The organism is uncultured Algimonas sp. (assembly GCF_947498175.1).
In the GTDB taxonomy this organism is placed as follows: domain Bacteria; phylum Pseudomonadota; class Alphaproteobacteria; order Caulobacterales; family Maricaulaceae; genus Litorimonas.
In genome coordinates, this window is sequence record NZ_CANMJB010000006.1 from 1 (window position 1) to 19,517 (window position 19,517).

The 19,517-nt window shown below is 62.3% G+C and carries 13 protein-coding genes, 1 tRNA gene and 1 pseudogene; all 15 read left to right on the top strand.

Annotation, left to right across the window (positions count from 1 at the left end; genetic code table 11):
• Window positions 1-99 (top strand): annotated as a pseudogene (locus tag Q0718_RS10060) (elongation factor Tu); the annotation flags it as partial.
• A 5-nt stretch (window positions 100-104) separates the two neighbouring features.
• Window positions 105-180: transfer RNA gene (locus Q0718_RS10065), tRNA-Trp, on the top strand.
• Window positions 181-283: 103 nt separating this feature from the next.
• A complete protein-coding gene (gene secE, locus Q0718_RS10070) occupies window positions 284-535 on the top strand; it encodes a preprotein translocase subunit SecE (protein WP_298917206.1) in 252 nt (83 codons plus the stop codon).
• Window positions 535-1,077 carry a transcription termination/antitermination protein NusG gene (gene nusG / locus Q0718_RS10075; protein ID WP_298917211.1) on the top strand — a complete coding sequence of 181 codons (543 nt, stop codon included), beginning with the start codon at window positions 535-537 and terminating at the stop codon, window positions 1,075-1,077. The genes secE and nusG overlap by 1 nt, the downstream gene beginning before the upstream one ends.
• 121 nt (window positions 1,078-1,198) lie before the next feature.
• Window positions 1,199-1,627 carry a 50S ribosomal protein L11 gene (rplK, locus tag Q0718_RS10080; protein ID WP_298917213.1) on the top strand — a complete coding sequence of 143 codons (429 nt, stop codon included), beginning with the start codon at window positions 1,199-1,201 and terminating at the stop codon, window positions 1,625-1,627.
• A gap of 4 nt (window positions 1,628-1,631) precedes the next feature.
• Window positions 1,632-2,336: a 50S ribosomal protein L1 gene (rplA, locus tag Q0718_RS10085; RefSeq protein WP_298917215.1), complete on the top strand. Its 705-nt coding sequence runs from the start codon at window positions 1,632-1,634 to the stop codon at window positions 2,334-2,336.
• 304 nt (window positions 2,337-2,640) lie between these two features.
• Window positions 2,641-3,156, top strand: coding sequence for a 50S ribosomal protein L10 (gene rplJ, locus Q0718_RS10090; RefSeq protein ID WP_298917217.1), 516 nt, complete (start codon window positions 2,641-2,643; stop codon window positions 3,154-3,156).
• Between the two features lie 81 nt (window positions 3,157-3,237).
• The gene (gene rplL / locus Q0718_RS10095) at window positions 3,238-3,612 is read left to right on the top strand and encodes a 50S ribosomal protein L7/L12 (protein ID WP_298917219.1); all 375 of its coding nucleotides are present in this window, start codon (window positions 3,238-3,240) and stop codon (window positions 3,610-3,612) included.
• 186 nt (window positions 3,613-3,798) lie between these two features.
• Complete coding sequence (gene rpoB / locus Q0718_RS10100) at window positions 3,799-7,881, top strand: DNA-directed RNA polymerase subunit beta (RefSeq protein WP_298917221.1); 4,083 nt, start codon at window positions 3,799-3,801, stop codon at window positions 7,879-7,881.
• A gap of 193 nt (window positions 7,882-8,074) precedes the next feature.
• Window positions 8,075-12,247: a DNA-directed RNA polymerase subunit beta' gene (gene rpoC / locus Q0718_RS10105; protein ID WP_298917222.1), complete on the top strand. Its 4,173-nt coding sequence runs from the start codon at window positions 8,075-8,077 to the stop codon at window positions 12,245-12,247.
• 101 nt (window positions 12,248-12,348) lie between these two features.
• Window positions 12,349-13,692 (top strand): serine hydrolase, encoded by a 1,344-nt coding sequence (locus tag Q0718_RS10110; RefSeq protein WP_298917225.1) that lies wholly within the window; start codon window positions 12,349-12,351, stop codon window positions 13,690-13,692.
• Window positions 13,693-13,856: 164 nt separating this feature from the next.
• On the top strand, window positions 13,857-14,765 hold the full coding sequence (locus tag Q0718_RS10115; protein ID WP_298917227.1) for a hydroxymethylglutaryl-CoA lyase: 909 nt from the start codon (window positions 13,857-13,859) through the stop codon (window positions 14,763-14,765).
• Window positions 14,762-15,403, top strand: a complete 642-nt coding sequence (locus Q0718_RS10120) for a hypothetical protein (protein ID WP_298917230.1) — start codon at window positions 14,762-14,764, stop codon at window positions 15,401-15,403. Before Q0718_RS10115 ends, Q0718_RS10120 begins: the two co-directional genes overlap by 4 nt.
• Before the next feature lie 20 nt (window positions 15,404-15,423).
• Window positions 15,424-17,235: a DNA primase gene (gene dnaG, locus Q0718_RS10125; protein ID WP_298917233.1), complete on the top strand. Its 1,812-nt coding sequence runs from the start codon at window positions 15,424-15,426 to the stop codon at window positions 17,233-17,235.
• 106 nt (window positions 17,236-17,341) lie between these two features.
• Window positions 17,342-19,363, top strand: a complete 2,022-nt coding sequence (gene rpoD, locus Q0718_RS10130; protein ID WP_366523872.1) for an RNA polymerase sigma factor RpoD — start codon at window positions 17,342-17,344, stop codon at window positions 19,361-19,363.
• The last annotated feature ends 154 nt before the right edge of the window (window positions 19,364-19,517 follow it).

Consider the following 19,517-nt stretch of genomic DNA (forward strand, 5'->3'; position numbering starts at 1 on the left):
CTGATCGTGCCGATCGCCATGGAAGAGAAGCTGCGCTTCGCCATCCGCGAAGGCGGCCGCACCGTCGGCGCCGGCGTCGTGTCCAAAATCACGGAGTAGTCTTTAGGGGTATAGCTCAGTTGGTAGAGCACTGGATTCCAAATCCAGGTGTCGAGGGTTCAAGTCCTTCTGCCCCTGCCACTATCTGACACGTTCCGGATCCGTTAGGGGTCCGGGCTCCAGGTGTCGCGGGGGTCCGTCTCGGACTTCCGCGTTTCGCCGTTCAAGCAAGGGAATGCCTGCGATGGCGAAAGGCAAGTCAGCCAATCCGTCCAAGAAGGGCGCCGACATGGCACCGAAAGTGTCACCGGCGACCTATCTGGCCCAGGTTCAGCAGGAAGGCCGCAAGGTCGTCTGGCCGAGCTGGAAGGAAACGCGTCAGACGACGATCCTCGTCATGATCTGCGTGATCCTGTTCGGCCTGTTCTTCTTCGCCGTGGATTTCCTGATCGGCATCGTGGTGCCGTGGGTACTAAGTTTTGGGAGCGCCTCCTAATGGCTGCACAGTGGTACATCGTTCAGGCCTACTCGAATTTCGAGAAGCGCGTGAAGGAAACGCTCGAGCGCGACGCCGAAGAGAAGGGCCTGGCCCATCTGTTCGAAGAAGTGCTGGTGCCGACCGAAACGGTGGTGGAGGTGCGCCGCGGCCGCAAGGTCGAGAGCGAGCGCAAGTTCTTCCCCGGCTATGTCCTCGTCAAGGTGGACCTGACCGACGAGGCCTATCACCTGATCGCCAATTCGCCGAAGGTCACGGGTTTCCTCGGAGCCAGCAGTGCATCCAAGAAGCCGCGCCCGGTTCCGGAAAAGGAAGTCGCGCGCATCATCGGGTCTTCGGAAGAGGGGGCCGCGCCGGTGCGTCCGACGATCAGCTTCGAGATCGGAGAGATCATCAAGGTCGTCGACGGTCCGTTCCAGAGTTTCTCCGGTTCGGTCGAAAGCGTTGACGAAGAGGCCGCGCGCCTCAAAGTGCTCATTAACATCTTCGGGCAGGGCACGCCCGTCGAACTGGATTATTCGCAAGTGGAGAAGGAGAGCTAGGCTCTCGCGCATTTGCACACACCGACTGTGGAAGGGGCGGCTAAGTCCAGTCGTTCCCGCACCACGGTCACCACACGCGCGACGGCAATAATGTCATGCGCAACCGCCATAGGAGTGGACAATGGCAAAGAAGATTGACGGCTACATCAAGCTGACGATCCCGGCGGGTTCCGCGAACCCGTCCCCGCCGCTGGGCCCCGCATTGGGTCAGCGCGGCGTCAACATCATGGAATTCGCCAAGGCGTTCAACGCCAAGACCGAAGAGCTCGAAAAGGGCATTCCGACACCGACCATCATCACCGTCTATGGTGACAAGTCGTTCTCGTTCGTCACCAAGACGGCGCCGGCCAGCTATTACCTGAAAAAGGCCGCCGGCAAGAAATCCGGGTCGAACAATCCAGGCAGCGAAGTCGGTGGCACGGTGACCAAGGCCCAGTGCCGCGAAATCGCCGAAGCCAAAATGGTCGACCTGTCCGCCAACGATCTGGATCAGGCCACCAAGATCATCGAGGGCTCCGCCCGTTCGATGGGTTACGAGGTCACGGAGTAGGACCATGGCACAAGACAAACTCAAAGGCGGAAAACGCTACAAGGCCGCGATGGCCACGTTCGACCGCGAGACGGAATACAGCGTCAAGGATGCTGTCGAACTGGTCAAGAAGAACGCCACGGCCAAGTTCGACGAAACGATCGAGCTGGCCCTGAACCTCGGTGTCGATCCGCGTCACGCCGACCAGATGGTCCGCGGCGTCGCCAATCTGCCCAACGGCACGGGCCGTTCGGTCCGCGTCGCCGTTTTCGCCAAGGATGCGAAGGCGGACGAGGCGCGTGAAGCCGGGGCCGACATTGTCGGTGCGGACGATCTGGCCGAGCAGATCCAGAACGGCGACATGCCGTTCGACCGGGTCATCGCGACGCCGGACATGATGCCGCTAGTCGGTCGCCTGGGCAAGGTGCTGGGTCCAAAAGGCCTGATGCCGAACCCGAAGGTCGGGACGGTCACGCCGAATGTCGGTCAGGCGGTCAAGGATTCCAAGGGCGGCGCCGTGGAGTACCGGGCCGAGAAGTCGGGCATCGTTCATGCCGGTGTCGGCAAGGCGAGCTTCGACGCGGACAAGCTGGCGGAAAACGTCAACTTCGTGCTGGAGAAGATCCAACGCGAGCGTCCGTCCGGCGCCAAGGGCACTTTCATCCAGAAGGTGACGCTCAGCTCGACCATGGGTCCGGGCGTGAAGATCGATACGGCCGATATCGGCTAGAGAATGTCGGCGGGGCTTTCGTCCCGCCGGATGGCCCGCTTGTCTTTCGAGGCTGGCGGGCAAGCTGTCCGAGACCGTCGGTGAAGCCGCTTGGCTTCGTAATTCCGGCGCAGACAGAGCGACAGACCAAATTCGCGCGGCGCTTTTCGCGTCGCAACGGTTCGGTTCGAGCTTTGGGACAGACAACCGTTCGTTGCCTCGTCCCATCATGTGTGACGGTGCAGCGGGCACCCCAAGTGGGTCTTAGGGCCCAAACAGAGGATGCCGGCAATGGTGCTGGTGTCCGCTACAACGGAGACCGCAAATGGATCGCACTCAAAAAGCGGAAGCCGTCGAAGAGCTGAAGAGCATCTTCGCGGAAGCCGGATCCGTGGTGATGGCCGAATATTCGGGCATGACCGTTGCGGAAATGACGGACCTGCGTGCCAAGCTCAGAGAGCGCGGCGCGACGATTCGCGTTGTGAAGAACCGTCTGGCGAAGATCGCCATGAAGGACCAGCCTTTCGAAGGTGCTGGAGCCATGTTCAAGGGACCCGTGGCGATCGCCTGGGCCGACGACATGATCAGCGCCCCGAAAGTCGCCGTCGAATTCCAAAAGGAATCCGATGCCTTCAAGATCATCGGCGGATTCATGGGTGACGAAGTGTTCGATTCCTCCGGAATCGACTCTCTGTCGAAACTGCCAAGCCGCGAGGAGCTGATCTCCATGGCCGCACAGCGTCTGCTGAGCCAAGCCACGAATGTCGCTTCCGCCCTCATGTCGCCCGCCCGGAGCCTTTCTGGCGCGATCGCGACCATCGAGGAAAAGGCAGACGCCTAGTTCGCAACATCATTCTCGCAAAACTCGAACCAAACCGCCTGACAGTGTTGCACTTGAAGGCAAACCAAAAGGAACTACATCATGGCTGATGTTAAAAAACTGGCAGAAGAGCTGGTCGGTCTGACCATTCTCGAAGCCAAAGAGCTCAACGACATCCTGAAAGACGAATACGGCATCGAGCCGGCGGCGGCGGCTGTCATGGCCGGACCGGCCGGCGGCGACGCCGGCGGCGCGGCCGAAGCCAAGACCGACTTCGATGTCGTCATGACTTCGTTCGGCGGCAACAAGATCGCCGTCATCAAGGAAGTCCGCGCCATCACCGGCCTGGGCCTCAAGGAAGCCAAGGAACTGGTCGAAGGTGCGCCGAAGGCCGTCAAGGAAGCCGTGCCGGAAGCCGAAGCCAACGACATCAAAGAGAAGCTGGAAGCTGCCGGCGCCTCTGTCGAACTCAAGTAGGGCTCAACCCTATCAGTCCGTGGGCGCTTGCCGCGCCCGCGGACACCTCCGATGGTCTGGGGAGGAAAAACACCCGTCCGAACTGGCGCCCGGTCGCCAGTCTAATCTTCAACCGGACCCAATTTGACCGGCGGGCGGGGGCTGCAGCCCCGTTCGTCAGGCCGCGACCGACAAAGGGTGTCTTTGATGTCACTGACTTTTACAGGCAAGAAACGTATCCGCAAAAGCTTCGGGCGCATTCCCGAAGCCGTCTCCATGCCCAATCTGATCGAGGTGCAGAAAAGCTCCTACGACCATTTCCTCCAGAAGGACATGGACCCGTCCGAGCGCCTCAAGGACCAGGGCATCAACGGCGTTTTCAATTCCGTCTTCCCCGTGCGCGATTTCTCCGACCGTGCCGTGCTGGAATATGTCTCCTTCGTGTTCGAACCGCCCAAGTTCGACGAAGAGGAATGCCAGCAGCGCGACATCACCTTTGCCGCCCCGCTGAAGGTCAAGATGCGCCTGGTCGTGTTCGATATCGACGACGATACGGGCGCGCGGTCCGTCAAGGACATCAAGGAGCAAGACGTTTATATGGGCGACATCCCGCTCATGACCGACAAGGGCACGTTTATCGTCAACGGCACGGAGCGGGTCATCGTTTCCCAGATGCACCGGTCTCCGGGCGTGTTCTTCGATCATGACAAGGGCAAGTCCCATAGCTCCGGCAAGTTCCTGTTCTCGGCGCGGATCATCCCTTACCGCGGATCCTGGCTCGACTTCGAATTCGACCATAAGGACATCCTGTATGCGCGCATCGATCGTCGCCGGAAACTCCCGGCCACGACCGTGCTCTATGCGCTCGGCATGAGCCGCGAAGACATTCTGGAGCAATATTACGACGCGGTCGAATTTCAGCGCGACGCCAAGAAAGGCGGCTGGACGCGGGCGTTCAACGCCGACGAATATCGCGGCGCCAAGTTGCAGCGCGACCTGGTCGATGCGGCGACCGGTGAAGTCGTTGCGCCTGCGGGCCGCAAGCTGACCAAGCGTGGCGCAACCAAACTGGTCGATGACGGCGTGAAGAAGATACTCATTTCGGACTTTGAAATGTCCGAACGTTTCGTCGCTGAAGACATCGTCAACATGAAAACGGGTCAGATCTATGCCGAAGCAGGCGACGAACTGTCCGAAGAGGCGATGGAGCAGATCAACGAAGTCGGTGTCGGCGAGATCTCGGTGCTGAACATCGACCATGTCAATGTCGGCCCCTATATCCGCAACACGCTGGCGGCCGACAAGAACGATAGCCGCGAGGGCGCGCTGGTCGACATCTACCGCGTCATGCGCCCGGGCGAGCCGCCCACAGCGGAAGCGGCGGAAGACCTGTTCAACTCGCTCTTCTTCGATCAGGAACGCTACGACCTGTCCGCCGTCGGCCGGGTTAAGATGAACCTGCGCATGGAGTTGGACGCCGAGCCGGAAATGCGCGTCCTGCGCAAGGAAGACATCCTCGCCGTCGTCGACACGCTGGTGAAGCTGAAAGACGGCATCGGGTCGATCGACGATATCGACAATCTCGGCAACCGCCGGGTCCGCTCGGTCGGCGAACTGATGCAGAACCAGTACCGCATCGGCTTGTTGCGCATGGAACGCGCCATCAAGGAGCGCATGCAATCGGTCGATATCGAGACGGTCATGCCGCACGACCTCATCAACGCCAAACCGGCGGCCGCCGTGGTGCGCGAATTCTTCGGCTCCTCGCAGCTGAGCCAATTCATGGACCAGACCAACCCGCTGTCGGAGATCACGCACAAGCGCCGTCTCTCCGCGCTTGGCCCCGGCGGTCTGACGCGCGAACGCGCAGGCTTCGAAGTGCGCGACGTGCATCCGACCCACTACGGTCGGATCTGTCCGATCGAAACGCCGGAAGGTCCGAACATCGGTCTGATCAACAGCCTGGCGACGCATGCCCGCGTTAACGAATACGGTTTCATCGAAAGCCCGTACCGCAAGGTCGAAAACGGCAAGCTGCAGGACAAGGTGGAATATCTGTCTGCCATGGAAGAGGCGCGCTATGTCGTGGCCCAGGCCAACGCCGCCGTATCGGATGAAGGCATGCTGGTCGACGACCTGATCACCTGCCGCGCCAACGGCGAAGTCATCCAGGCCCCTCGGGACGAGGTGAACTTCATCGACGTGTCGCCCAAGCAGCTGGTCTCGGTCGCCGCGGCGTTGATCCCGTTCCTGGAGAACGATGACGCCAACCGCGCCCTGATGGGATCGAACATGATGCGCCAGGCCGTGCCGCTGCTGAAGGCCGAAGCGCCTCTGGTCGGCACTGGCATGGAAGGTGTCGTGGCTGTCGACTCAGGCGCGACCGTCACCGCCAAGCGCGACGGCATCGTCGAGCAGGTGGACGCGAAACGCATCGTGGTCCGCGCCAACAAGGAAACGGACCTGACCAAGTCGGGTGTCGATATCTACAACCTGCTGAAGTTCCAGCGGTCCAACCAGTCCACGACCATCAACCAGCGTCCGCTGGTCAAGGTGGGCGACGAGATCAAGGCCGGCGACATCATCGCGGACGGCCCCAGCACGGATCTGGGCGAGCTGGCGCTCGGCAAGAACGTGCTCGTCGCCTTCATGCCGTGGAACGGCTACAACTTCGAGGACTCGATCCTGATATCGGAGCGCATCGTGCGCGACGACGTCTACACGTCGCTGCACATCGAGGAATTCTCGGTCATGGCGCGCGACACGAAGCTCGGCCCGGAAGAAATCACGCGCGACATTCCGAATGTCGGCGAGGAATCCTTGCGCAATCTGGATGAGGCCGGGATCGTGGCCGTGGGCGCCGAAGTCCATGCTGGCGACATTCTCGTCGGCAAGGTCACGCCCAAGGGCGAGTCCCCGATGACGCCGGAAGAAAAGCTCCTGCGCGCCATCTTCGGCGAGAAAGCCTCCGACGTTCGCGATACCTCGCTGAAACTGCCGCCCGGAGCCTCCGGCACAGTCGTGGAAGTGCGCGTGTTCAACCGCCAGGGCGTCGAGAAGGACGAGCGCGCGATGCAGATCGAGCGCGAGGAAATCGAGAGCCTCGGCAAGGACCGCGATGACGAGCTGACCATCCTGGAACGTTCCATCTACAACAGTGTCCGCACCGTTCTGATGGGCAAGACGGCCGTGTCCGGTCCTCGCGGCTTCAAGAAAGGCCCGATCACCGACGAGACGCTGAACGACGTTCCGCGGTCCGATTGGTGGCGCATCGGCCTGGACGACGAGAAAGCCATCGGCGAACTCGAAGCGCTCAAGGAGCAGTATGACAGCTCCAAAGCGCGGCTCGACGCCCGGTTCGAGGACAAGGTCGACAAGCTGCAACGCGGCGACGACCTGCCTCCGGGCGTGATGAAGATGGTCAAGGTCTTCGTCGCGGTGAAGCGCAAGCTGCAACCGGGCGACAAGATGGCCGGACGTCACGGAAACAAGGGGGTCATCTCCAAGATCAATCCGATCGAGGACATGCCTTTCCTGGCCAACGGCAAGGCTGTCGACATCGTTCTAAACCCGTTGGGCGTTCCGTCGCGGATGAATGTCGGGCAGATCCTGGAAACTCACCTCGGCTGGGCCTGTGCCGGAGTCGGCGACATGATCAACGAGGCGCTGGAAGCCTACCGCGAGGACGGCAACATGGCGCCGCTTCGGGAAACGCTCCAGAGCGCCTATGGCGATGATGTCACCTTGCCGCGCAAGAACGACGAGATCATCGAGCTGGCCGGCAATCTGGAACGCGGTGTGCCGATCGCCACGCCCGTCTTCGACGGGGCGCGTGAGCCGGACATCGTCAAGATGCTGGAAAAGGCCGGATTGCACAGTTCCGGTCAGGTCATCCTGCATGACGGCCGCACGGGCGAGCAGTTCACCCGTCCGGTCACGGTCGGCTACAAGTACCTGCTCAAGCTGCACCACTTGGTGGACGACAAGATCCACGCGCGGAGCATCGGCCCGTACTCGCTCGTCACGCAGCAGCCGCTGGGCGGCAAGGCCCAGTTCGGTGGCCAACGCTTCGGCGAGATGGAAGTCTGGGCGCTGGAAGCCTACGGCGCGGCCTACACGCTGCAGGAAATGCTGACGGTCAAGTCGGACGACGTGGCGGGCCGGACGAAAGTCTACGAGTCCATCGTGCGCGGCGACGACACATTCGAAGCGGGCATCCCGGAGAGCTTCAACGTTCTCGTCAAGGAAATCCGCTCGCTCGGCCTGAACGTCGAACTGACGAACGGGTAGGCCGACCAAGACTGCCCTCATCCCGGGCCCGACCCGGGAGCCATCTCCCAAACGTGTCATGCAGAGTGACGGTTGGGTGATGGACCCCGGATCAAGTCCGGGGTGAGGAATATCGGAAGAGGTCCTTTCTTCTTCCGAACTCTTTTCTCGGACCAAGCCGGACGCGGTGCGGTCCAACATAAAAGGAAATGACATGAACCAAGAGGTCATGAACATCTTCAACCCGGCACAGGAAGGCCCGTCCTTCGACCGGATCCGTATATCGCTGGCCAGCCCGGAGAAGATCCTCTCCTGGTCTTTCGGCGAAATCAAGAAGCCCGAAACCATCAACTACCGGACCTTCAAGCCCGAGAAGGACGGTCTGTTCTGCGCGCGCATCTTCGGCCCCGTGAAGGACTATGAGTGCCTGTGCGGCAAATACAAACGCATGAAGTACAAAGGCGTCGTGTGCGAGAAGTGCGGCGTCGAAGTCACCGTCACGCGGGTTCGCCGCGAGCGCATGGGCCATATCGAGCTGGCTGCGCCGGTCGCCCACATCTGGTTTCTGAAATCGCTGCCGTCGCGCATCGCGACCATGCTCAACATGACGCTGAAGGAAGTGGAGCGCGTGCTCTATTTCGAGTCCTATGTCGTGACCGAGCCGGGCCTCACCAGCCTCGATGAGCGTCAGATCCTGTCCGAGGAAGAATATCTCGACGCCCAAGCCGAGTTCGGCGAAGACAGCTTCACCGCCGGGATCGGCGCGGAAGCCGTTCGCGAAATGCTGGCTGGCCTCGACCTCGATGCCGAGATCGAGCGCACCCGTTTCGACATGACTGAGACGGGCTCCGAGCTGAAACTCAAGAAGCTGTCCAAGCGTTTGAAACTGCTGGAGTCCTTCAAGACGTCCGGCAACCGTCCGGAGTGGATGGTCCTGACCATTGTTCCGGTCATCCCGCCGGAACTGCGCCCGCTCGTCCCGCTGGATGGCGGCCGTTTCGCCACGTCCGACCTGAACGATCTGTACCGCCGCGTCATCAACCGGAACAACCGCCTGAAGCGCCTCATCGAACTGCGCGCACCCGACATCATCATCCGGAATGAAAAACGGATGCTGCAGGAGTCGGTCGACGCCCTGTTCGACAATGGCCGTCGGGGCCGGACCATCACGGGGGCGAACAAGCGTCCGCTGAAATCCATGTCCGATATGCTGAAAGGCAAGCAGGGTCGCTTCCGTCAGAATTTGCTTGGCAAGCGCGTCGACTATTCCGGTCGGTCCGTGATCGTGGTTGGCCCTGAGCTGAAACTGCACGAATGCGGTCTGCCCAAGAAGATGGCGCTCGAGCTGTTCAAGCCGTTCATCTATTCGCGCCTCGACGCCAAGGGTCTGTCCGGCACGGTCAAGCAGTCCAAGAAGCTGGTCGAGAAGGAACGTCCTGAAATCTGGGATATTCTGGACGAAGTGATCCGCGAGCACCCGGTTCTGCTCAATCGCGCGCCGACGCTGCACCGTCTCGGCATCCAGGCGTTCGAGCCGAAACTGACGGAAGGCAAGGCAATCCGCCTGCACCCGCTCGTCTGCGCGGCGTTCAATGCCGACTTCGATGGCGACCAGATGGCCGTGCACGTGCCGCTGTCCATCGAAGCGCAGCTGGAAGCGCGCGTGCTGATGATGTCCACCAACAACATCCTGTCGCCCGCGAACGGTCGTCCGATCATCGTGCCGTCCCAGGATATCGTCTTAGGCCTCTACTACATGTCGCTGATGCGCGACGGCGAGAAAGGCGAAGGCATGATGTTCGCCGACGTGGCCGAAGTCGAGGCCGCCTTGGACAACAAGCTCGTCACCCTGCATGCCAAGGTGAAGGGCCGGTTCCCGGTCACGCATGAGGACGGGTCCGTCACCATGGAAGTGGCCGAGACCACGCCCGGCCGCCTGAAGCTCGGTGAATACCTCCCCAAGAACGCCAATATCCCCTACGACGTCATCAACAAGGAGTTGACGAAGAAGGAAATCGGCAAGCTGATCGACATCGTCTACCGCCACGCCGGTCAAAAGGCGACGGTGATCTTCGCCGACAAGATGATGGGTCTGGGCTTCGGCGAAGCCGCCAAGGCCGGCATCTCGTTCGGCAAGGACGACATGATCATCCCCGACGCGAAGTACACTCTCGTCGAGGAGACCGAGAACCTGGTCCAGGATTTCGAACAGCAATATGCGGACGGCCTGATCACCAAGGGCGAGAAGTACAACAAGGTCGTGGATGCCTGGTCGAAATGCACCGACAAGGTGGCCGACGCCATGATGGACGAGGCCGCCAAGCCGCGGAAGATGATCAACTCGATCTTCATGATGGCCGATTCCGGCGCGCGCGGGTCCAAGAACCAGATGAAGCAGCTCGCGGGCATGCGCGGCCTCATGGCCAAGCCGTCCGGCGAGATCATCGAGACGCCGATCACCGCGAACTTCAAGGAAGGCCTCACGGTGATGGACTACTTCAACTCGACCCACGGGGCCCGGAAGGGTCTTGCGGATACGGCGTTGAAGACGGCCAACTCCGGCTATCTGACGCGCCGCCTCGTCGACGTGGCCCAGGACTGCATCGTCACGGAACAGGATTGCGGCACCGAACAGGGCATCGAGATCAAGCCCGTCGTCAATGGCGGTGAGGTCGTCGTCTCGCTGGGCGAGCGCATCTTGGGGCGTGTCACGTCCGAAGATCTGCACGATCCGCGGACCGGCGATCTGCTCTATCCCGCCAACACCTATGTCGATGAGGACATCGCAGCCGCCGTGGACGAATCCGGTGCGACCACCATTCGCGTGCGTTCGCCGCTGACTTGCGAAACCGTCACCGGCATCTGCGCGACCTGCTACGGCCGCGATCTGGCCCGCGGGACGAAGGTGAACATGGGCGAAGCGGTCGGCGTGATCGCCGCCCAGTCGATCGGCGAACCCGGCACGCAGCTGACGATGCGGACGTTCCACATCGGCGGCACGGCCTCGGTCGCGGACAAGTCCACCATCGAAGCCGTCAATGAAGGCCGCATCAAATATGACGAGAAAGACGTCATCGCGACCGATAACGGTTTCGTGGTCAACAGCCGCAAGCTCGAAGTCGAAGTCGTCAATGCCGACGGCAAGTCGCTGGAAATGCATAAGGTCGACTACGGGTCTCGCCTTCCGCTCGACAATGGCGCGATGGTCAATATCGGCACGAAGCTGGCCGAATGGGATCCGTACACCATGCCGATCCTGTCCGAAGTGGGCGGCACGGTCCGTCTGCTCGACATCGTCGAAGGTGTCTCCGCCAAGGAAGAGACCGACGAGGAAACCGGCATTTCGTCCAAGGTGATCGTGGATTGGCGCGCCAGCTCCAAGTCCGGCGACATCCAGCCGGCGGCCGTCATCGAAGGCGAGAACGGAGAGCCCGTCGAGCTCGGCGAAAACCGGATCGCGCGCTACATGCTCGCGGTCGGGGCCATTCTGTCGGTCAATGACGGCGACACGGTTAAGCCGGGTGCCGTGCTGGCGCGTATCCCCAAAGGATCCGCGACACAGCGCGACATCACGGGGGGACTGCCCCGCGTGGCCGAGCTGTTCGAAGCGCGCCGTCCGAAGGACGACGCCATCATCGCCCAGATGGACGGCAAGATCGAATTCACGCGCGACTACAAGAACAAGCGCAAGATCTCGATCCTCCCCGAAACGGAAGACGGCGAGTCGATCAGCTTCCTCGTTCCCAAAGGCAAGCACATGCTCGTGGCGGACGGCGATATCGTCAAACGCGGCGACTACATCGTGGATGGCAACCCGGCTCCGCACGATATCCTCGCCGTCATGGGCGTGGAAGCGCTGGCGGAATATCTCGTCGACGAAGTCCAGGGCGTCTACCGCCTCCAGGGCGTGCCGATCAACGACAAGCACATCGAAGTGATCGTGCGCCAGATGCTGCAGAAGGTCGAAGTGACCGATCCGGGCGACACGTCCATGATCCGCGCCGAACAGCTCGACAAGATCGAGTTCAACGCCCGCAACGCCGCCTTGCTGGCCGAGAACAAGAAGGCGCGCCCCGCCACGGGCGAGCCGGTCCTTCTCGGTATCACCAAGGCGTCGCTGCAGACCCGCAGCTTCATCTCTGCGGCTTCGTTCCAGGAAACGACGCGCGTCCTCACGGAAGCGTCGGTCCAAGGCAAGGAAGACCTGCTCGAAGGCCTGAAGGAAAACGTGATCGTGGGTCGCCTGATCCCGGCCGGCACGGGCGGCAATCTGCGCCGCTACCAGAAGCTTGCCAACGACCGCGACACCAAGCTGCTCGAAGAGCGCGCAGCCGCGGCTCCGATGGAAGAGTTCCCGGCGGAAATCCAGGACGACGCCGCGGAATAGCATCCCGCTCCATTCGACATTCAAAGGCCGCTCCCCGGAGCGGCCTTTGAATGTCCGACTGAGCCGTTTGCGCCGGGGGTCCGGCCGCCTATAGGGACAGAATGAAACGCGGTCTGCTGATAGTATCCCTGGGCTTGCTGATCGCATCGGTCTTCCTGGCCGTCCTGATCGCCGATCCGTATGCGCGGTCCGCAACCCATTACAAAGCCAAGTCCGTCTGCTCGGAAGTCTTCGTCGCCGGTCGCGATCCGGACGACGTCCTGGCGCGCGACTTCGACCGCATCCATCCGGCCGTATCCCGCACGTCGGTCGAGCTGGACGAAGCGGCCGGTATCGTCCGCGGCAGCCTGCTCGGCGTTTTGGGCCGGGCCGAGGCGGTCCACCGCCCAGGCTATGGCTGCGCGCTGGCGATCGACGGCCGACCGGTCGGCGATGTCAGGGACCGCCCCGAAGTCACGCCGTCGTCGTGGCCGGTCGCAATCGATCCGGACATCCAGGCACTGGCGGAGCGGTTCCGCACAAGCGCGAACGCCGACGTGACGGCCGACATTCGCGCCGTGCTCGTCGTCCAGTACGGGCGCATCATTGCGGAAGACTATGCCGACGGGTTCGGCCCGGATATGCCGATGCAGAGCTGGTCCATGGCCAAATCGGTGACTCAGGCCCTGACGGCGATCGCCTTGGACCGGGGCCTGCTGTCGTTGAGCGACAGCGACCTCATGCCCGGATGGACGGGCGATGACCCGCGTGCGGACATCACGGTCGCCGACCTCCTGCACATGGCCGACGGACTCGACTTCGGGGAAGATTACGGCGATCCGGCCTCGGACGTCACGCGCATGCTGTTCGGCAGCCGTCACATGGGCCTGTCGGCTGCCCAAAGCCCATCGGCCCATGCGCCCGGAACGCATTGGGCCTATTCCAGCGGGACCACGAACATCCTGTCTGCCGTGCTGCGCCGGGCCGTCGAAGCGTCGGGCGAAGATTATCACGACTGGCCTTACGAAGTCCTGTTCGGTCCTCTCGGCATGACGACGCCGGTCTTCGAAACAGATGCGGGCGGGACGTTCATCGGGTCGAGCTATCTCTATGCCAGCCCGCGCGACTGGGCGCGTCTGGGGCAGCTCTACCTGAATGACGGAACGTGGAACGGACGCCGCATCCTGCCGGAAAGCGCTGTCGATTTCGCGGTGACGCCGTTGCTTCCGGACGAAGCGCCGTTCTACGGCGCCCATTGGTGGTTGAACGCAGCGCTGCCCGATGGGCGGCCACGCTTGCCGGGACTGCCTGACGACGCCTATTTCATGGGTGGCCACGACGTTCAGCGGGTCATCGTCATACCGTCGAAGAATGCGGTCATCGTGCGCCTTGGCATGACCCGTCCACCAGTCGATGATGACCGGGATGTGATGCCGGGTCTCGCCGCAATCGTGGATGCCCTGTAGGCGTCGGTAACGGATCCCTGCGACATGGTGGGACCGCTGGAGAATGTCATGACCTGCAACAACGAGACGACCGTCAGTCAGTTTGGAAGTCCGGGTTCCGAGCGCTTTTTTATGTCGCGCTATGGCCTGGCTGGGTCTACCGAGCTGAACACAGATCCATCAACATGAGCCGCCCCATCGAAATCCTCGACGCCACGGCGCGCGACGGCCTGCAGAACGAATCCCGGATCTTCTCGACGGGCGAGAAGCTCGATCTGATCGGCCGGGCGGTGGCGGCCGGGGCGAGGCGCATCGAGGTCGCCAGCTTCGCCCATCCGAAATACGTGCCGCAGATGGCGGACGCCGAAGCCGTGATCGCCGGTCTGCCGGACCGGCCCGACGTGACCTATACGGGCCTCGTCATGAACGAACGCGGCATGGACCGGGCGCTGAAGACGACAGTGGACGAGATCGGCCTCGTCGCCTGCGCCAGCGATACGTTCGCGACGAAGAACCAGAACCAGACGCGCGAAAGCTCCGTCGAGATGTCCATCGCCATGGCGGAGAAGGCGAGGGCGGCCGGGCTGACCTACAACGTCACCATCGCCACGGGGTTCGGTTGCCCGTTCGAGGGCGAGGTGCCCGAAGACATCGTCATCGGCATGATCGACCGGTTCGCGCGGGCGGGGTTTCGCGAAGTCGCCGTGGCCGACACGATCGGCGTCGCCAATCCGTGGCAGGTCGCCTCGATGTTCGAGCGCATCGCCCGCGACTTTCCGCAGCTCTCCGTACGCGCCCATTTCCACAACACGCGAAACACCGGCCTCGCCAACGTCCATGCCGCCTTGCAGTCGGGCGTCGCGACCATCGACGCCTCCATCGGCGGCATCGGCGGCTGCCCGTTCGCGCCCAACGCAACCGGCAACGTGCCGAGCGAAGACGTGATCTACATGCTGGAACGCGGCGGTTATGACACGGGCTACGATCTGGACGCCGTGATCGACACGGTGCAATGGTTGTCCGAGGTGATGGAGAAGACGTTGCCCGGCATGGTCAGCAAGGCGGGCGGGTTTCCCACGGGAGACCTCGCATGATCCGCTTTGCCGCTCTCCTGCTACTCGTCCTGTTCATGCTGGCGGTTCCGGCGAAAGCCGAGGATTTGCGCGACTGGGAGCGCATCAGTTCCGCCGACAGATACTATCTCATCCATGAAAGCCTGTCCTTGCGACGGCCCATAGAGCGTTATCTGGTCCTCGAATATTGGGGGCGTGATGGTTTCGCGCGCGCAGACGGCTGGACGATTCGTGGTGTGACTTTCCGCAAAGACGACCGGATGAACCGCGCCATCTCGCTGCGGCAATTGCTGCACGCCGAGGGCGAGGCCGAAACTGTCAGGAAGATCTTGGCGCGTCTGGAGAATTTCGATTGGTCTTCCCTTGATGCGATCGACGACTACGGCAACCCTTCGGGCATCGAAAAAGGCAAGGCGGAGACCTTCATCGTCTGCGGGGACGGATCCATGTTGCGACTCATTCACCGTGACGGGGACTCCATGCAGCAAGTCAGGCGCCACAGTTGCGCCGGCCGCACGGCATTGGACGAGCTGATCGGCGAACTGGCGCCTCTATTGGCGGCGATCGACGGTCCGTTCGGTCGGGATTTCATCAAGCCGCTCACGTCTCTTCCCGATTATCGCCCTGAGGCTGTGTCTGACGACTCGCGCCGCCCGTGATTCGCGGGTAGGATCGCCGCGTGCGTTTCGGCGAAGCCTTTCTCGAAGAGTTGAAATCCCGCGTCCGGCCTTCGGACGTGATCGGCAAGCATGTGAAGCTGCGCCGGCAGGGGCGGGAATTCGCCGGGCTTTCGCCGTTCACCAACGAAAAGACGCCGTCCTTCTTCGTCAACGACCAGAAGGGGTTTTATCACTGTTTTTCGTCCGGCAAGCATGGCGACGCGATCAGCTTCCTGATGGAGGTGCAGGGGTTGAGCTTCCCCGAAGCGGTCGAGGCGCTGGCGCAGATGGCGGGGATGGAGCTGCCGCGCGAAGACCCGAAAGCCGAACAGCGCGCGAAGGAACGCAAGGCGGCCATCAGCTGGATGGAGCGTGCGCAAGATCACTTTGAAAAGACGCTCTACCGCGCGCCGGGCGAGGCGGCGCGGGACTATCTGAAAGGACGCGGCCTGACCAAGACGGCGGCGAAACAGTTCGGACTCGGCTTTGCCGAGAACAGCTTTTCGGCATTGAAAGACAATCTGATCCGGGAAGGCGCGGAGGAGCGGCAGCTGATCGAGGCGGGGCTCCTGATCGATCCCGACGATAGCAGCCGGGGCAGTTGGGACCGGTTCCGCAACCGCATCATGTTTCCGATACACGATACGCGCGGTCGGCTGGTGGGCTTTGGCGGGCGGGCGATGGACCCGGAGGCCAAGGCGAAATATCTCAACTCGCCGGAAACGCGGCTCTTCTCCAAGGGGCAGCTGCTCTACAACTATCACCGCGCCCGCGCCGCGCTGTCGGACCCCAAGAACCCGGCACGCGGCCTGATCGTGGTCGAAGGCTATATGGACGTGATCGCCCTGTCGCGGGCGGGCTTCGCCCATGCCGTCGCGCCGATGGGCACGGCCCTAACGGAAGAACAGCTGGCCCTGCTGTGGCGCGCCGGGCCGGACGGATATCTCTGCTTCGACGGGGATGCGGCGGGGCTCCGCGCCGCCTACCGCTCCATCGAACGGGCCCTGCCGCTGCTACGGCCCGGGCAGAGCTTACGTTTCGTCATCATGCCGGAAAGGCAGGATCCGGACGATCTGATCCGCGACAAGGGCGCCCCGGCTTTCGCCGCGCTGCTGGACCGTTCTGTCCCGCTCGTGGACATGCTGTGGCGACGGGAGATCGAGCGCGAAGCGCTGAACACCCCCGAAGCCAAGGCGGGGCTGAAATCGCGGCTCTACGAGGCGCTGAACGAGATCGCCGACCCTACGGTGCGCGAACAATACAAGACCGCACTGTTGGACCGGTTCGACAAGCAATTCGGCCGCCAGTGGACACCGGGCCGCCGAAAGCCGACCGAAAGGAAAGCCGACAAGACGGCGATCGCCGCGGGTGCGGCCAAGCTGGCCCGTAACAGCCGCCAAGCCCAGACGCTGATCGGCGGAATCGTGCTCTTTCCGGAGCTGTTGTCGGAGGTGGACGAGACCTTTTTCGCCCTCGATTTCGACGATCCCGGCCATGCCGCTTTGCAGCGTTCGACCTTGCGGCATTGGCGACAGACGAAAGCTGTTGATATCCCGGGGCTTCATGCTCATATGTCTGAAGACGGATTGGAGGAGGCGCTTCGCACCATCCTGTCACGGCGGTCGCTGATCACGGCCGCCTTGGGCGGTGCGGATGCGGAAACGGGCGATCGCGCGGCTATCTGGATGAGTGAAGCCGGCACCTTTATGGACCACGCCCAGGACGACGCAGCCTCTCCCGACGCCAGATCGCGGATGGTCGATACCATCCGCAAGGACAATGCCGAGGCGATGCACCGCCTCATGCGGGCGCGTTCGCGCACTCGCGATTGAAACGACGGCCCTGGTTTTTCCGAAAAGGGAAGGCGAGGGCTCTTTGAGTTTGTGCGGCCCGCGGCGTGAGAACGCCTCCGCGAGCCGTCGAAGGAGACGGACACATATGGCCGAGGCCGATCCCCAAGCGAAGACAGATGTGAAAGACAACCCCGCCGACACACCGAAAAGCCGTCTCGACTTCGACAATATCGAGGTCAAGCGGATGCTGACCAAGGCCAAGAAGACGGGCCTGCTCACCACCGAAGAACTCAACAGGCATCTCGACATCACCGGCATCTCCGCCGAGGAGATCGAGGTCGTCCTCGCCGCCCTGTCCGAAATGGGCATTTCCGTCCATGAGGAGAAGGAAGAGGAGACGCTGGGGCCGAAAACGCTGGCCCGGACCGAGACGACCGCCGTCAAGGGCGGCAATTCCAAGGACGATCTCGACCGCACCGACGATCCGGTGCGCATGTATTTGCGCGAAATGGGCGTGGTGGAACTGCTGTCGCGCGAAGGCGAGATCGCCATCGCCAAGCGAATCGAGGCCGGCCGCGACACGATGATCAAGGGGCTGTGCGAGAGCGCCCTGACCTTCGAGGCGCTCATGATCTGGCGCGAGGAACTGGCCGAAGGCGCCATCCTGCTGCGCGACATCATCGATCTGGACGGGACTTACAATCGCTCCATCGGCAATGTCCAGGAAGACCGCTCCCATCTGGCCGTGCGCCGCGAGAAGATCGAGAAGGGCGAGCTGGAAGCCGAAGAGGGCGACCTGCCGAGCCTGGCCGAGGAGCGCAAACTCAAGCTGCCCGAACGCAACTACAAGCCCGGCGAAAAGCCGATCGACGACGATGCGGACGAGGAAGAGGACAAGACCAACCTGTCCATGGCTGGGATGGAAGCGGCCCTGCGCGAAGACATCATGGAGAAGCTGGACCGCATCGCGGAGGATTTCCAGCGCTTCCAGAAATTGCAGCAGATGCTGATCGCCGCGCGCCTGAAGGGCAAGAAACTGCGCAAGCCCCAGCGCGACGAATATGACGCGATCAGCGACCGGATCGTCGACGAGATCAACGATCTGCAGCTCAACAATGCCCGGATCGAAGCGCTGGTCGAACAGCTCTTCCACATCAACAAGCGCTTCATCAGCTTGGAAGGCAAATTGATGCGTCTGGCGGACGGCAACGGCGTGCCGCGCCAGGAATTCCTCGCCGCCTATCTCGGCTCCGAACTCAATCCCAACTGGCTCGAAGAGCAGAAGGGGCAGTCCGACGCCTGGGACCGCTTCATCGGGCGCGAAATCGTCACCATCGAGAAGATCCGCACCGAGATCGGCGAAATGGCCCAGGAAACCGGCGTGCCGGTCGACGAATTCCGCCGCATCGTCCAGACCGTCCAGAAGGGCCAGCGCGAAGCGCGCCAGGCCAAGAAGGAAATGGTCGAAGCGAACCTGCGCCTCGTCATTTCTATCGCCAAGAAATACACGAACCGCGGCCTGCAATTCCTCGACCTGATCCAGGAAGGCAATATCGGCCTGATGAAGGCGGTCGACAAATTCGAATATCGCCGCGGTTACAAATTCAGCACTTACGCGACCTGGTGGATCCGCCAGGCGATCACCCGCTCCATCGCCGACCAAGCGCGCACCATCCGCATCCCGGTCCACATGATCGAGACGATCAACAAGATCGTGCGCACGTCGCGCCAGATCCTGCACGAGATCGGCCGCGAGCCGACGCCCGAAGAGCTCGCCGCCAAGCTCTCCATGCCGCTCGACAAGGTCCGCAAGGTGATGAAGATCGCCAAGGAACCGATCAGCCTGGAAACGCCCATCGGCGACGAGGAAGACAGCCAGCTCGGCGACTTCATCGAGGACAGCAACGCGATCCTGCCCATCGACAGCGCGATCCAGTCGAACCTGCGCGAAACCACGACCCGCGTGCTGGCGTCGCTCACCCCGCGCGAGGAACGCGTGCTGCGCATGCGCTTCGGGATCGGCATGAACACGGATCACACGCTGGAAGAGGTCGGCCAGCAATTCTCGGTCACCCGCGAACGCATCCGCCAGATCGAGGCCAAGGCCCTGCGCAAGCTCAAACATCCGAGCCGCAGCCGCAAGCTGCGGAGCTTCCTGGATCAGTAATCCACGCTTGAACGGCCTGGATTTGTGGCAGGCCGCGCTGCCGCGACCCAGAAGCGGTGACCATAAATATGATCGCGGCTATCTGACGGTTTTCGGTGCCTCGTCCCTGACCGGGGCGATGCGGTTGGCGAGCGAGGCCGCGTTGCGGTCCGGG